Source organism: Variovorax endophyticus, assembly GCF_025376855.1.
Taxonomy (GTDB): Bacteria; Pseudomonadota; Gammaproteobacteria; order Burkholderiales; family Burkholderiaceae_C; genus Variovorax.
Window position 1 is genome coordinate 36595 of sequence record NZ_JAHUTH010000024.1, and the last position, 13588, is coordinate 50182.

11 protein-coding genes are annotated in these 13588 nt (G+C 67.4%); 3 read left to right on the forward strand and 8 right to left on the reverse strand.

Going from position 1 to position 13588, the window contains the following annotated elements; translation table 11 throughout:
* Positions 1-23: 23 nt before the first annotated feature.
* Together KV106_RS27305 and KV106_RS27310 are read right to left on the reverse strand one after the other, a co-directional pair.
* Positions 24-941, reverse strand: coding sequence for a helix-turn-helix transcriptional regulator (locus KV106_RS27305; RefSeq protein ID WP_261213780.1), 918 nt, complete (start codon positions 939-941; stop codon positions 24-26).
* Positions 942-978: 37 nt separating this feature from the next.
* Positions 979-3288: a xanthine dehydrogenase family protein molybdopterin-binding subunit gene (locus KV106_RS27310; protein ID WP_261213782.1), complete on the reverse strand. Its 2310-nt coding sequence runs from the start codon at positions 3286-3288 to the stop codon at positions 979-981.
* Between the two features lie 258 nt (positions 3289-3546).
* On the opposite strand from KV106_RS27310, the gene aat reads away from it, so the two are divergent.
* The 3 genes from aat to KV106_RS27325 are packed head-to-tail and all read left to right on the forward strand — an operon-like array spanning position 3547 to position 5918.
* On the forward strand, positions 3547-4302 hold the full coding sequence (aat, locus tag KV106_RS27315) for a leucyl/phenylalanyl-tRNA--protein transferase (RefSeq protein ID WP_261213784.1): 756 nt from the start codon (positions 3547-3549) through the stop codon (positions 4300-4302).
* On the forward strand, positions 4299-5048 hold the full coding sequence (locus KV106_RS27320) for an arginyltransferase (protein WP_203205672.1): 750 nt from the start codon (positions 4299-4301) through the stop codon (positions 5046-5048). Before aat ends, KV106_RS27320 begins: the two co-directional genes overlap by 4 nt.
* Positions 5049-5078: 30 nt before the next feature.
* On the forward strand, positions 5079-5918 hold the full coding sequence (locus KV106_RS27325) for an IclR family transcriptional regulator (protein ID WP_057592480.1): 840 nt from the start codon (positions 5079-5081) through the stop codon (positions 5916-5918).
* Between the two features lie 97 nt (positions 5919-6015).
* Here KV106_RS27325 and KV106_RS27330 read toward each other — a convergent pair whose 3' ends face one another.
* The 6 genes from KV106_RS27330 to ilvN all read right to left on the reverse strand — a co-directional run bounded on the left by KV106_RS27330 (position 6016) and on the right by ilvN (position 13489).
* Complete coding sequence (locus tag KV106_RS27330; protein ID WP_261213788.1) at positions 6016-7191, reverse strand: serine hydrolase; 1176 nt, start codon at positions 7189-7191, stop codon at positions 6016-6018.
* Between the two features lie 117 nt (positions 7192-7308).
* Complete coding sequence (locus KV106_RS27335; RefSeq protein ID WP_057592482.1) at positions 7309-8847, reverse strand: 2-isopropylmalate synthase; 1539 nt, start codon at positions 8845-8847, stop codon at positions 7309-7311.
* 50 nt (positions 8848-8897) lie between these two features.
* Positions 8898-10604, reverse strand: coding sequence for a 2-isopropylmalate synthase (gene leuA, locus KV106_RS27340; RefSeq protein ID WP_261213790.1), 1707 nt, complete (start codon positions 10602-10604; stop codon positions 8898-8900).
* 224 nt (positions 10605-10828) lie between these two features.
* Positions 10829-11653: a CDP-diacylglycerol--serine O-phosphatidyltransferase gene (gene pssA, locus KV106_RS27345; RefSeq protein ID WP_057592484.1), complete on the reverse strand. Its 825-nt coding sequence runs from the start codon at positions 11651-11653 to the stop codon at positions 10829-10831.
* A 181-nt stretch (positions 11654-11834) separates the two neighbouring features.
* A complete protein-coding gene (ilvC, locus tag KV106_RS27350; protein WP_057592485.1) occupies positions 11835-12851 on the reverse strand; it encodes a ketol-acid reductoisomerase in 1017 nt (338 codons plus the stop codon).
* Between the two features lie 146 nt (positions 12852-12997).
* Positions 12998-13489, reverse strand: a complete 492-nt coding sequence (gene ilvN / locus KV106_RS27355; RefSeq protein ID WP_012747479.1) for an acetolactate synthase small subunit — start codon at positions 13487-13489, stop codon at positions 12998-13000.
* Between the last annotated feature and the right edge of the window lie 99 nt (positions 13490-13588).

A 13588-nucleotide genomic window follows, 5' to 3' on the forward strand; every position in this document is an offset into this window, starting at 1 on the left:
GCGGCCCGCGCGGGCCGGGACTGTCAGTTCGAGTTCGATGGCGTGGTGCATGGCGATGGCTTCCTGGTCGATGAATGGATCAGGCGCTCATCGTCGAGCAAGGCCGCGAGGCGGTCTTGGAGAATCTTGCGGTCGCCGCGCGCGGCACGGCGGAAGTCGCCCGGCGAGACACCGGCGGCGCGCCGGAAGGTGCGCACGAAATTGCTGAGGTCGGCAAAACCCACGTCGAGCGCGATCTCGGTCACGGGACGGTCGCCGTCGGCGAGCAGGCGCGCCGCGTGGCGCAGGCGCGAGCGCACCAGGTACTGGTGCGGCGTCACGCCCAGCACCTGGGAGAACAGCCGCAGGAAATGGAAGGCGCTGAGCCCGGCCTCGGCCGCGGCCTGCTCGAGGCCGATGTCCTCGTGCGAACCCTCGGCGATCCACATCGCGGCATCGACGGCGCGGCGCCGGTCGCGCGCGGGGGCCGCTCCGGGCCGCGGCGCATCGCGCCCTTCCACGAGGTCGACGAAGCGATGGGCGAACTGCATGCCGACCTCGTCGACACCGAGGTCGCTGCGGCCCTCGACCGCGGCCTGTGCGAGCTCGCCGAGCACCATCAGCCCGGGCAGCGGCGGCAGGCCGCCGGCCTGCCAGGTGCCGCGCCCGCCACCGATCAGCTCGACGAAGCCCGGCGAGAGGTGGAAGGCCAGGCACTCGTCGCCGCAGAGGTGGTGGTCGTGGGTGCAGACGTATTCGTCGCCCGGCGCGCCGATGAGCACCGAGCCGGCCACGAGTTCGTAGGCATGGCCGCGCGTGCGGTAGCCGAAGCTGCCCTTGCGCACGTACGAGACCGAATGGCCCTCGTGCATCTCGGCGAAAGGCGGGGCACCGGGGCCTGCGTCGCAGCGGTAGCTCGAGACCCGGATCGGCTCGGTCTGCAGTTCGGTGACCACGAGCATGGTGGTTCTCCCGCAGTACCGGCCGTGCGGCGGGCCCTCAGTCGACCGTCTGCATCGCCTGCCACACGCGCGAGGGGCTCAGCGGCATGTGCAGGCGCGGCGCGCGGGCGGCATGGCCGTTGCGCGCGAAGGCGTCGGCCACGGCATTGACGATGGCCGGCGTGGCACCGATGGTGCCCAGCTCGCCCACGCCCTTGACGCCCAGCGGGTTGTTCTTGCAGGGCGTCGACTCGTCCATCTCCATGTGGAACATGGTGCTGACGATGTCGGCGCGCGGCGCGGCGTAGTCCATCAGACTGCCGGTGACGGGCTGGCCGGTCTCGTGGTCGTACACCACCTGCTCGTAGAGTGCCTGGCCGATGCCCTGCACGGCGCCGCCCTCGAGTTGGCCGCGCACGATCATCGGGTTGACCACGCGGCCCACGTCGTTGACCGAGCTGTAGGCCACCACGCTGATCTCGCCGGTGGGCGGATCGATCTCGATCTCGCAGATGTGGCAGCCGTTGGGCCAGGTCGGGCCGGCCACGGTGCTGGTGGAGTCGACGAAGATCTCGCGCTCGGGCTGCTTGCCCGCGAGCGTGAACAGGTCGAGCTCGAGGTCGGTGCCGATCACGGCGAAGGCGCCGCGGCTGTAGGTCACGTCGTCGATCGCCACCTCGAATTCCTGGGCCGCGAGTTCGCGCGCCTTGTCGATGGTGCGTTCGGCGCCGATGCGCACCGCCGAGCCGCCGGTGAACAGCGAACGCGAACCCGCGCTGCCGAAGCCGTCGCCGCGGTCGGTGTCGCCGAGCACCACGCGCACCTTCTCGATCGGCACGCCGAAGGCGTCGACCGCGAGCTGGGCCAGCGAGGTGGCGATGCCCTGCCCCATGGCATTGACGGCCGAGAACACCTCGATCACGCCGTCGGCCTGCACCGAGACGGTGACGCGTTCCTCGAACACGTTGCCGCCGGTCCACTCGAGGAAGGTGGCGATGCCCAGGCCGCGATGGCGTCCGTTGCGCGCCGATTCGGCCGCGCGGGCCTCGAAGCCGTTCCAGTCGGCCAGGCCCAGCGCCTGATCCATCACCGACTCGAACTTGCCGGTGTCGTAGGTCTGCGCCATCGGGTTCTTGTACGGCATCTGCTCGGGGCGGATGAAGTTGCGCCGGCGCAGCTCGATGCGGTCGATGCCGGTCTGGCGCGCGGCCTCGTCCATCAGCCGCTCGATGGTGAAGATCGCCTCGGGCCGGCCGGCGCCGCGGTAGGCGCCGGTGGGTGCGGTGTTGGTGAGCACCGCCTTGAAGTGGAAGTCGATGGTCTGGATGTCGTAGACGCTGGTCTGCACCCAGGGGCCGATCAGCAGCTGGATCGCGACGCCGGTGCCGGTGGCATAGGCGCCGACGTTGGCCAGCGTCTTGATGCGCAGGGCGAGGATGCGTCCCTTGGCATCGAGCGCGAGCTCGGCCTTGGCCTCGATGTCGCGGCCATGGGCGCTCGAGAGGAATTCCTCGCTGCGGTCGGCCACCCACTTCACGGGGCGCTTCACCTGCAGCGCCGCGAAGGCCACCGCGATGTCCTCGGGGTAGGCCCCGGTCTTCATGCCGAAGCCGCCGCCGACGTCGCCGACCACCACGCGGACCTTGTCCTTGGTCAGGCCGATGGCGGCGCAGATCGAATCGCGCACGCCCGAGGGCATCTGGGTGCTCATGCGGATCGTGAGACGGCCGGTGTCGGCATCGGGCGCCGCGAGCACCGAGCGCGGCTCGATGGTCAGCGCCACCACGCGCTGGTTGACCACGTCGAGCGCCACCACGTGGGCGGCCTTGGCGAAGGCGGCCGTGGCGGCCTCGCTGCTGCCGTGGCGCATCTCGGCCGCGATGTTGCCGCTCGCCGCTTCGCACAGCTGGGGCGCGCCTTCGGCGGTGGCGGCCGCGAGGTCGACCACCATCGGCAGCTCCTCGTACTCGACCATCACGGCTTCGGCCGCGTCGCGCGCCTGCTGCACGGTGTCGGCCACCACCACGGCCACGGCCTCGCCGACGAAGCGCACGCGTTCGTGCGCGATGGCATGGCGCGCGGGGCTGGCGCTGTCGCCCCCATCGGCACGCTTGAAGCCGGCGGCGCCGGGCATCGGCTTGACGCCGGCCGCGGCCAGGTCGGCGCCGGTGATCACGGCGAGCACCCCCGGCAGCGCGAGCGCGGCCGAGGTGTCGACCGAGACGAGGCGCGCGTGGGGGTACGGGGAGCGCAGGAAGACCAGGTGGGACTGGTTCGGCAGGGACACGTCGTCCGTGTAGCGGCCGGCACCTGAGAGAAGACTCTGGTCTTCGAGCCGGCGCACGGCCTGGCCGCTGCCGAAACGCATGGGGTTGGGGTCTGTGGTCAACGTGGTCCTCTTGTACCGGGCCCGCGCACAACGCTGGCGCGCTGGGACCGTCATGGGGTGCTTCTTCGAAGGAAGCTCCGCACTATATGTGAGCTTGGGCAAACGTGTGCGCCTTTGGACGAGTGCATTGCGAGGGCACCAGAAAGGGGCGCCACCAGGGGGGCGCGGCGGCGGGTTGGCCCGGTTTTTCGCCCCTGATACGAAGATGCGCCGCGCAAGCCGTGTATACCTACGGCCATGCGACAACTGCCCTGGCTCGAACCCGGCGATGCCCTGCCCGACCCCTCGACAGCGTGGGGAATCGCCGATCCCGTGCCCGGCCTGCTGGCCGCCGGCGGCTCGCTCGATGTCGATACTCTCTTGCGCGCCTACGGCCGCTGCGTCTTCCCCTGGTTCAGCGAGGACCAGCCGATCCTGTGGTGGAGCCCCGATCCGCGCATGGTGCTGCAGGTGGCCGATTTCCGGCTCCACCGCTCGCTGCGCAAGACGCTGGCGCGCTTCGCGCAGGCGCCGGGCTGCGAGATCCGCATCGACCACGACTTCGCGGCCGTCATCCGGGCCTGCTCGGGCTCGGCCCGCCCGGGCCAGTCGGGCACCTGGATCGTGCCCGACATGGTCGCCGCCTATACCGAATTGCACCAGGCCGGACACGCCCACAGCGTCGAGACCTGGATCGACGGCGAGCTCGCGGGCGGGCTCTACTGCGTGGCGATCGGCGGCGCCGTGTTCGGCGAATCGATGTTCACGCGCCGCCCCGACGCCTCGAAGATCGCGCTGGCGGCGCTGGTGTGCCTGTGCCGGCGCTTCGGCGTGCGGATGATCGACTGCCAGCAGAACACGGCCCACCTCGCGAGCCTGGGCGCGCACGAAATGCCGCGCGCGCGCTTCGTCGAGCACGTGGCCCGGGCCCGGGAAGCGACGGGCCCCGCGTGGCGTTTCGAGCCCGTATACTGGTCCGAACTCCTGTCCGCGCGACCCTCTCACCCGACGTGACGCACCTCAAGGATCTCCCGCTCCACACGCTGCAGTTCTACGCGACCGCGCCCTATCCCTGCAGCTACCTGCCGGACCGCCAGGCCCGCTCGCAGGTGGCCACTCCCAGCCACCTGATCCACAACGACGCGTACTCCGACCTGGTGCTCAGCGGCTTCCGGCGCAGCGGCATGTTCACCTACCGCCCGTACTGCGACGGCTGCCGCGCCTGCGTGCCGCTGCGGGTGCTGGCCAATGCCTTCAAGGCTTCGCGCAGCCAGCGCCGGGCGGTCAAGCAGCACGCCGACCTGCAGGCCCGCGTGCTCAAGCTGTGCTTCGTGCCCGAGCACTACCAGCTCTACCTGCGCTACCAGAACGGCCGCCACGCGGGCGGCGGCATGGACCACGACAGCATCGACCAGTACACCCAGTTCCTGCTGCAAAGCCGCGTGAACTCGCGGCTGGTCGAGTTCCGCGAGACCCTGCCCGACGGCAGCGCGGGCGCGCTCAAGATGGTGTCGATCCTCGACGTGCTCAACGACGGCATCTCGGCCGTCTACACCTTCTACGAGCCCGAGGACGGCATGGCCTACGGCACCTACAGCGTGCTCTGGCAGATCGAGCAGGCGCGCAAGCTCGGCCTGCCCCACGTCTACCTGGGCTACTGGATCGAACACAGCCCGAAGATGAACTACAAGGCGCGCTTCGCGCCCCACGAATTGCTGATCGACGGCCGCTGGCAGCGCGCCAGCGATTTCACAAGATAAAATGGCGCCCGGTCTTCACCGCACAGCGCCATGAGAAAAAACCATTCAGACATTCCGGCCACCCCCGTCATCCAGGTCATCGAACGCATGTTCGCGCTGATCGACGTGCTGGCCTCGCGCGAAGAAGCCATTTCCCTGAAGGAAATCAGCGAAAAGACGGGGCTTCATCCCTCCACCACCCACCGCATCCTCAACGACCTCGCGGTCGGCCGCTTCGTCGACCGTCCCGAGGCCGGCAGCTACCGGCTCGGCATGCGCCTGCTGGAACTCGGCAACCTGGTCAAGGGGCGACTCAACGTACGCGACGCCGCGCTGGGCCCGATGCGCGAGCTGCACAAGCTCACGCAGCAGCCGGTCAACCTCAGCATGCGCCAGGGCGACGAGATCGTGTACATCGAGCGCTCCTACAGCGAGCGCTCGGGGATGCAGGTGGTGCGCGCCATCGGCGGCCGCGCCGCGCTGCACCTGACCTCCACCGGCAAGCTGTTCCTGGCCGCGGACGATCCGCAGCGGGTGCGCAGCTACGCCACCCGCACCGGACTGGCCGGCCACACGCGCAACAGCATCACGCAGTTGCCGGCGCTCGAGCGCGAGCTGTCGAAGGCGCGCCAGTACGGCATCGCGCGCGACAACGAGGAGCTCGAACTCGGCGTGCGCTGCATGGCCGCCGGCATCTACGACGACCAGGGCAAGCTGGTCGCGGGGCTGTCGATCTCGGCACCGGCCGACCGGCTCGACGAAGGCTGGCTGCCGAAACTGCAGGCGACCGCGAACGAGATCTCGGAGGCACTGGGCTTCAAGCAGGGCGTGGCGCCCGCTGGCGGGGCCGTAGCGGCCGCGCCGGGGTCGGCCTCCACCGAGGGCGCCTGAGAGGCGCCTGGCGCCTTCCAGGGGCTTTGACCGCTCTCCTCGCGCGCCCCATGAAAAAAGCCGGCAACCGCCGGCTTTCGTCTTTGGGCGGGCCCGCTCAGCCCGCGATCTGGTACGCCACGGCGCGCGAGGCGGCCGGCGAACCCGGAACCGCATGCGTGGCCTCGACCCAGCGGCGCACGCGCTCGGCGTCGGCGATGCGGCTGAACTTGCCGGCCGAATCGAGGAACACCATGATCAGCTTGCGGCCCGCGACCCGGGCCTGCATCACCAGGCACTGGCCGGCTTCGGAGATGTAGCCGGTCTTCTGCACGCCGATGTCCCAGTCGGGGCTCTTCACGAGGCGGTTGGTGGTGTTGAACTGCAAGGTGCGGCGGCCGACCTCGACCTGGTACTCGGGCGAGGTGGACAGCGAACGCACGGTGGCGTCGGCGTAGGCGGCGTTCACCAGCAGCGCCAGGTCCTGCGCGCTCGACTGGTTGCGGCTCGACAGGCCGGTGGGCTCGACGTAGCGCGTGTCCTTCATGCCGAGCATGCGGGCCTTGGCGTTCATGATGCTCACGAAGGTGCTCAGGCCGCCGGGATAGGTGCGGCCCAGCGCGTGGGCGGCACGGTTCTCGCTCGACATCAGCGCCAGGTGCAGCAGTTCGCCGCGCGTGAGCGTGGTGCCGACCGTCAGGCGCGAGCTGCTGCGCTTCTCGGTGTCGACGTCGTCCTGGGTGATGGTGATGAGCTCTTCGTTCGGCAGCTTGGCCTCGCTGATCAGCAGGCCGGTCATGAGCTTGGTGAGCGAGGCGATCGGCAGCACGGCGTGGTCGTTCTTGCTGAACAGCACCTCGTGCGTGTCCTGGTCGACCACCAGCGCGACGCTCGACTTGAGCTCGAGCGCGTCGTCGGTGGTATGCAGGCCGGCCATCTGGCCGAAGGACTGGCGCGGCGGCGCCTCGACACGGACCACCGAGCGGCGCTGCACGGCCACCACGGTCTTGCCGTTCTTCTTCTGCAGGGTGGCCACCACGTTGCGGCCACCGCGGACCACCTTGTCGGCCTTGTCTTCACGGCCGCCACGCTTGGCAACCTTGGACGACGCGGCATTGCGCTTCACCTCGACCGGCGCGGCGCCGCGGGCTTTCTTCGAGACGGCCGCCGTCTTGGCGGGGGCGGCCTTTTCTTTCTTGGCGGCGTGGGCGCCGGACAACAAAAAAGCCGTCGCGCAGAACGCGACGGCGAGGGTGCGAAGGCTTGAAACGCGGTGGAGACGGGCTTCGGGCATGTACAAAATCTCCAGCGGCAGGAATGAGGACCGCAGTGTATCGAAATCAAAAAAGGCACGCAATATCAGCTACTTGCATCCTTTTCTTCATTCGAATACCAAGGATCGCCCGAAAACCTAACCTTGTGCCGCCACTCTCTCAGCTTGGCTCTGTAACTTGTTGAGCGCACTCAAATAAGCCTTTGCCGACGCTACAACGATGTCGGGATCCGCCCCGACGCCGTTGACCACCCGCCCCGCGTTTTGTAACCGGACTGTAACTTCTCCCTGGCTTTCCGTCGAGCCACTGATGGCATTGACCGAGTAAAGAACCATCTCGGCGCCGCTCTTGACGTGCGATTCGATGGCCTTGAGGGAAGCATCGACCGGGCCATTGCCGTCCGACTCGCCCGTGACTTCCTTGCCATGGACGGTGAAGACGACCTTCGCCTGGGGGCGTTCGCCGGTTTCGCTGTGCTGAGCGAGAGAAACGAAAGCAAACTGTTCGCCAACGTTCGCACCCTCCTCCGCGCTGACAAGCGCGAGGATGTCCTCGTCGAAAATTTCGGACTTGCGGTCGGCCAGCTCCTTGAAGCGCAGGAAGGCGGCGTTGATCTCGCCCTCGCTCTCCATGGTCACGCCGAGTTCCTGCAGCCGCTGCTTGAAGGCGTTGCGGCCGCTGAGCTTGCCCAGCACGATCTTGTTGGCGCTCCAGCCCACGTCCTCGGCCCGCATGATCTCGTAGGTGTCGCGCGCCTTGAGCACGCCGTCCTGGTGGATGCCCGAGGCATGCGCGAAGGCATTGGCGCCCACCACGGCCTTGTTGGGCTGCACCACGAAGCCAGTGGTCTGGCTGACCATGCGGCTCGCGGCCACGATGTGCTGGGTGTCGATGTTCAGCGCGAGGCCGAAGTAGTCCTTGCGGGTCTTCACGGCCATCACGATCTCCTCGAGCGAGCAGTTGCCTGCGCGCTCGCCGAGGCCGTTGATGGTGCATTCGACCTGGCGCGCGCCGCCGATCTTCACGCCGGCCAGCGAGTTCGCCACCGCCATGCCGAGGTCGTTGTGGCAATGCACCGACCAGATCGCCTTGTCGCTGTTGGGAATGCGCTCGCGCAGCGTCTTGATGAAGTTGCCGTAGAGCTCGGGGATCGCGTAGCCCACGGTGTCGGGCACGTTGATGGTGGTCGCGCCCTCGGCGATCACGGTCTCGAGCACGCGGCACAGGAAGTCGGGATCGCTGCGGTAGCCGTCCTCGGGGCTGAACTCCACGTCGGCCACCTGGTTGCGCGCGAAGCGCACGGCGAGCCGGGCCTGCTCGTGCACCTCGTCGGGCGACATGCGCAGCTTCTTCTCCATGTGCAGCGGCGAGGTCGCGATGAAGGTGTGGATGCGGCCGCGCGCCGCGCCCTTGAGCGCTTCGGCGGCGCGCGCGATGTCGCGGTCGTTGGCGCGCGAGAGGCCGCACACCGTCGAATCCTTGATCGCGTTGGCGATCGCCTTCACTGCCTCGAAGTCGCCATTCGAGCTGGCCGGGAAGCCGGCCTCGATGACGTCGACCCGCAGCCGCTCGAGCTGCTTGGCGATGCGCATCTTCTCGTCGCGCGTCATCGAGGCGCCGGGCGACTGCTCGCCGTCGCGCAAGGTGGTGTCGAAAATTATGAGTTGGTCGGTCATCGTGGTTCTCCTTCGTTTCTGGCCACCTGGCGCATCGGGCGGGATGGGGTTCAGACGGTCGCGGTCTCTGATTGTGCGCTGTGCGCGCCATTGCCCCTGGCGCGCTCCACGCCCGAGACGATCGCCTTCAGCGACGCGGCGATGGTGTCCTCGTCGATGCCCACGCCGAACAGCGTGCGCGATTCGTCCACGCGCAGCTCCAGGTAGGCCACGGCCTTGGCATCGGCACCGGCGCCGATCGCATGCTGGTGGTAGTCGATGACACGCACCGCATGGCCGGTCGCGGCGCTCAGCGCGTGCGTGAAGGCATCGATCGGGCCGTTGCCGCGGCCTTCGATGGCCACGGTCTCGCCGTTCCAGGCCAGGTCGCCGCGCAGAAGCACCGAGGCGTTGACGCCGCCCTTGCCCTCCTCCTGCAACACACGGTGCTGGAGCGCCTGTACCGACTCGATGCCGTACTCGCGCACGAACAGCTGCCACAGGTCCGCGGCCGTGAGCTCCTTGCCCGCGACGTCCATCACGCGCTGCACCGTCTGGCTGAACTCCATCTGCAGGCGGCGCGGCATCTCGATGCCGTACTCGCTCTCGAGCAGGTAGGCGATGCCGCCCTTGCCCGACTGGCTGTTGACGCGGATCACGGCCTCGTAGCTGCGGCCGACGTCCTTCGGATCGATCGGGAGGTAGGGCATGTCCCAGATGTCGCCGTCCTTGCGCGCCGAGAAGGCCTTCTTGATCGCATCCTGGTGCGAGCCCGAGAACGAGGTGTAGACCAGGTCGCCCACGTAGGGATGGCGCGGATGCACGGGAATCTGGTTGCAGTGCTCGACCGTGGCGCGGATCTCGTCGATGTTCGAGAAGTCGAGCTCTGGCGAGACGCCCTGCGTGTAGAGATTGAGCGCCACGTTGACGAGGTCGAGGTTGCCGGTGCGCTCGCCGTTGCCGAACAGGCAGCCCTCGATGCGGTCGGCGCCGGCCATCAGCGCGAACTCGCCGGCGGCGGTGCCGGTGCCGCGGTCGTTGTGCGGATGCACCGAGAGCACGATCGCATCGCGGCGCGCGAGGTTGCGGTGCATCCACTCGATCATGTCGGCAAAGATGTTCGGCGTGGAGTGCTCGACCGTCGAGGGCAGGTTGACGATGCACTTGCGCTCGGGCGTCGGCGCCCAGACCGCAGTGACCGCGTCGACCACGCGCTTGGAGAACGCGAGGTCGGTGCCCGAGAACATCTCGGGCGAGTACTGGAAGGTCCAGCGCGTGTTCGGCTGTTTCGCGGCCATCTCGTTGAACATGCGCGCATGCGAGGCGGCGAGCTCGACGATGCCGTCCTCGTCCATGCCGAGCACCACGCGGCGCATCACGGGCGCCACGGCGTTGTAGAGATGGACGATGGCGCGCGGGACGCCCTGCAGGGCCTCGAAGGTGCGGGCGATCAGGTGGTCGCGCGCCTGCGTCAGCACCTGGATCGTCACGTCGTCGGGAATGCGGTCTTCCTCGATGAGCTTGCGCACGAAATCGAACTCGACCTGCGACGCGGAGGGAAAGCCGACCTCGATCTCCTTGAAGCCGATGGCGACCAGGGTCTCGAACATGCGCATCTTGCGCGTGATGTCCATCGGCTCGACCAGGGCCTGGTTGCCGTCGCGCAGATCGGTCGACAGCCAGATCGGCGCCTTGGTCAGCACGGCATCGGGCCAGGTGCGGTCCTTGAGACCGATGGGCGCGAAGGCACGGTATTTGGCTTGAGGTTGCTTCAACATGTCGATTTCTCTGCTGTGATGGTTGGTGATCAACCAGCAACCCCAAAAACAAAACGGCCCGTTGCTGGTGCGAACGGGCCGTGGTGATGGATTTGCGCGTGCGCTACCGTCTCCGCCCGTGAGGGAGAGCTAGTAGGGCCAGCAGCGAAATCATCTTCGTCATGAGGGTTGCGAATTTAGCACAGCCTTCGCGGCTTTGTGAAGACTGTGTCCCGATGCCTGTCTCAGTTGTGCAATCCGCGCTCGTCGGGTTCCTCGGTCGAGGTGCTGATCACGCTGGTCTGCTGCCCCTTGGCCTTGCGCCACGCATAGACCACGTAACCGCTCAGGCCGTAGACCACGAACAGGCCGAACAGCACCGTCGGCGGATGGATGTTGATGACCGCGATGCCGAGCGCGATCAGCACGATCACGGCGAAGGGCACGCTCTTCTTCATCTGCACGTCCTTGAAGCTGTAGAACGGCGCGTTGGTCACCATCGTGAGGCCCGCGTAGAGCGTGAAGGCGAAGGTGATCCAGGTGATCTGGGTCCACGAGAGGTACAGCACCTCGCCGCCGCGCTTGCCCCATTCGGTCATGAGCCAGATGAAACCGGCCACCAGCGCCGCGGCCGCGGGCGACGGCAGGCCCTGGAACCAGCGCTTGTCGACCACGCCGGTGTTGACGTTGAAGCGCGCGAGCCGCAGCGCCGCGCAGGCGCAATAGACGAAGGCCGCGATCCAGCCCCACCGGCCCAGGCCCTTGAGCGACCACTCATAGGCGATCAGCGCGGGCGCGGCGCCGAACGAGACCATGTCGGACAGCGAGTCCATCTGCTCGCCGAACGCGCTCTGCGTGTTGGTCATGCGCGCCACGCGGCCGTCGAGGCTGTCGAGCACCATGGCCGCGAAGACGCCCAGCGCAGCGAGGTCGAAGCGCGCGTTCATCGCCATCACGACCGAATAGAAGCCGCCGAACAGCGCGGCCAGAGTGAACAGGTTCGGCAGGACGTAGATGCCCTTTCGCCGCTTGCGCGGCTGGACCTCGTCGGGGACGGTGTCGTCATGCATTGGATAGGTCTCCGTCCCTCATGGGCATTGTCGGCTCAGCTATCTCTTCGATAGCAATTCGGTCACTGGGTCGCATCCCCGGAAGTGTAGTTCAGGGGCACGCCCGCCCTCCAAGCAAAAGGGCCACCGCGAGGGTGGCCCTGGGGGAATCGGGCACCGGAGCGCCCTGCTCGCCTGGAGATCAGTTGCGGGTCTGGTCGACCAGCTTGTTCTTCTTGATCCAGGGCATCATCGCGCGCAGCTTCTCGCCGACGACTTCGATCTGATGCTCGGCATTCAGGCGACGGCGGCTGATCAGCGCGGGCTGGCCTGCGGCGGCTTCGAGCACGAAGCTCTTGGCGTATTCGCCGGTCTGGATGTCGCGCAGCACTTGCTTCATGACCTTCTTGGTCTCGTCGGTCACGATGCGCGGGCCGGTGACGTACTCGCCGTATTCGGCGTTGTTCGAGATCGAGTAGTTCATGTTGGCGATGCCGCCTTCATAGATCAGGTCGACGATCAGCTTCAGTTCGTGCAGGCATTCGAAGTACGCCATTTCGGGCGCGTAGCCGGCTTCCACCAGCGTCTCGAAACCAGCCTTGATCAGCTCCACCGTACCGCCGCACAGCACCGCTTGTTCGCCGAACAGGTCGGTCTCGGTTTCTTCGCGGAAGTTGGTCTCGATGATGCCGGCCTTGCCGCCGCCGTTGGCGGTGGCGTAGCTCAGCGCGAGGTCACGCGCCTTGCCGGTCTTGTCCTGGTGCACGGCCACGAGGTGGGGCACGCCGCCGCCTTGCGTGTAGGTGCTGCGCACGGTGTGGCCCGGGGCCTTGGGAGCGACCATCCACACGTCGAGGTCGGCGCGCGGCTGCACGAAGCCGTAGTGCACGTTGAAGCCATGCGCGAAGACCAGCGAAGCGCCTTCCTTGATGTTCGGCGCGACGTCGTTCTTGTAGACGTTGGCGATCTGCTCGTCGGGCAGCAGGATCATGACGACGTCGGCGGATTTCACGGCATCGGCCACTTCGGCGACCTGGAGGCCGGCCTTGCCGACCTTGTCCCACGAAGCGCCACCCTTGCGCAGGCCGACCACGACCTTGACGCCGCTGTCGTTGAGGTTCTGCGCGTGCGCGTGGCCTTGCGAGCCGTAGCCGATGATGGCCACCGTCTTGCCCTTGATCAGGCTCAGGTCCGCGTCCTTGTCGTAATAAACCTTCATGATGTTCTCCAGATAGATATGCGAGTTGCAGTGTGTTGTGCCGTTCGTCCTGAGCCTGTCGAAGGGCTCAATGCAGTCCCCGCTCGCGCGGAGGCTTCGACAAGCTCGGCCCGAACGGACGGCGACCGAGCTCCGTTTTCATCGGGTCAGACCCGCAGGATGCGTTCGCCGCGGCCGATGCCGCTGGCGCCGGTGCGCACGGTCTCGAGGATGGCGCTGCGATCGATCGCCTCGAGGAAGGCGTCGTTCTTCCCATGGTCGCCGGTGAGCTCGATGGTGTAGCTCTTGTCGGTGACGTCGATGATGCGGCCGCGGAAGATCTCGGCCATGCGCATCATCTCCTCGCGCTCCTTGCCCACCGCGCGCACCTTCACCATCATGAGCTCGCGCTCGGTGTAGGCGCCCTCGGTCAGGTCGACCACCTTGACCACCTCGATCAGGCGGTTCAGGTGCTTGGTGATCTGCTCGATCACGTCGTCCGAACCGGCGGTGACGATGGTCATGCGCGACAGACTCGCATCCTCGGTGGGCGCGACGGTCAGCGATTCGATGTTGTAGCCACGGGCCGAGAACAGGCCCACCACGCGGGAAAGAGCGCCAGGCTCGTTTTCCAGCAGAACGGCAATGATGTGTTTCATGTGTGCGTGACTCCTCTTTTCGCCAGCGCGGAAGCTTTCGCTTTCGCCGCCCTCCCCCGCGCACGGTAATGCGCGGGCTCGGCGGGCAATAGATTCGTC

Coding starts and splice junctions, on each gene's coding strand:
- KV106_RS27305 (WP_261213780.1), bottom strand. CDS start 941: ATGCTCGTGGTCACCGAACTGCAGACCGAGCCGATCCGGGTCTCGAGC.
- KV106_RS27310 (WP_261213782.1), bottom strand. CDS start 3,288: ATGCGTTTCGGCAGCGGCCAGGCCGTGCGCCGGCTCGAAGACCAGAGT.
- aat (WP_261213784.1), top strand. CDS start 3,547: ATGCGACAACTGCCCTGGCTCGAACCCGGCGATGCCCTGCCCGACCCC.
- KV106_RS27325 (WP_057592480.1), top strand. CDS start 5,079: ATGAGAAAAAACCATTCAGACATTCCGGCCACCCCCGTCATCCAGGTC.
- KV106_RS27330 (WP_261213788.1), bottom strand. CDS start 7,191: ATGCCCGAAGCCCGTCTCCACCGCGTTTCAAGCCTTCGCACCCTCGCC.
- KV106_RS27335 (WP_057592482.1), bottom strand. CDS start 8,847: ATGACCGACCAACTCATAATTTTCGACACCACCTTGCGCGACGGCGAG.
- leuA (WP_261213790.1), bottom strand. CDS start 10,604: ATGTTGAAGCAACCTCAAGCCAAATACCGTGCCTTCGCGCCCATCGGT.
- pssA (WP_057592484.1), bottom strand. CDS start 11,653: ATGCATGACGACACCGTCCCCGACGAGGTCCAGCCGCGCAAGCGGCGA.
- ilvC (WP_057592485.1), bottom strand. CDS start 12,851: ATGAAGGTTTATTACGACAAGGACGCGGACCTGAGCCTGATCAAGGGC.
- ilvN (WP_012747479.1), bottom strand. CDS start 13,489: ATGAAACACATCATTGCCGTTCTGCTGGAAAACGAGCCTGGCGCTCTT.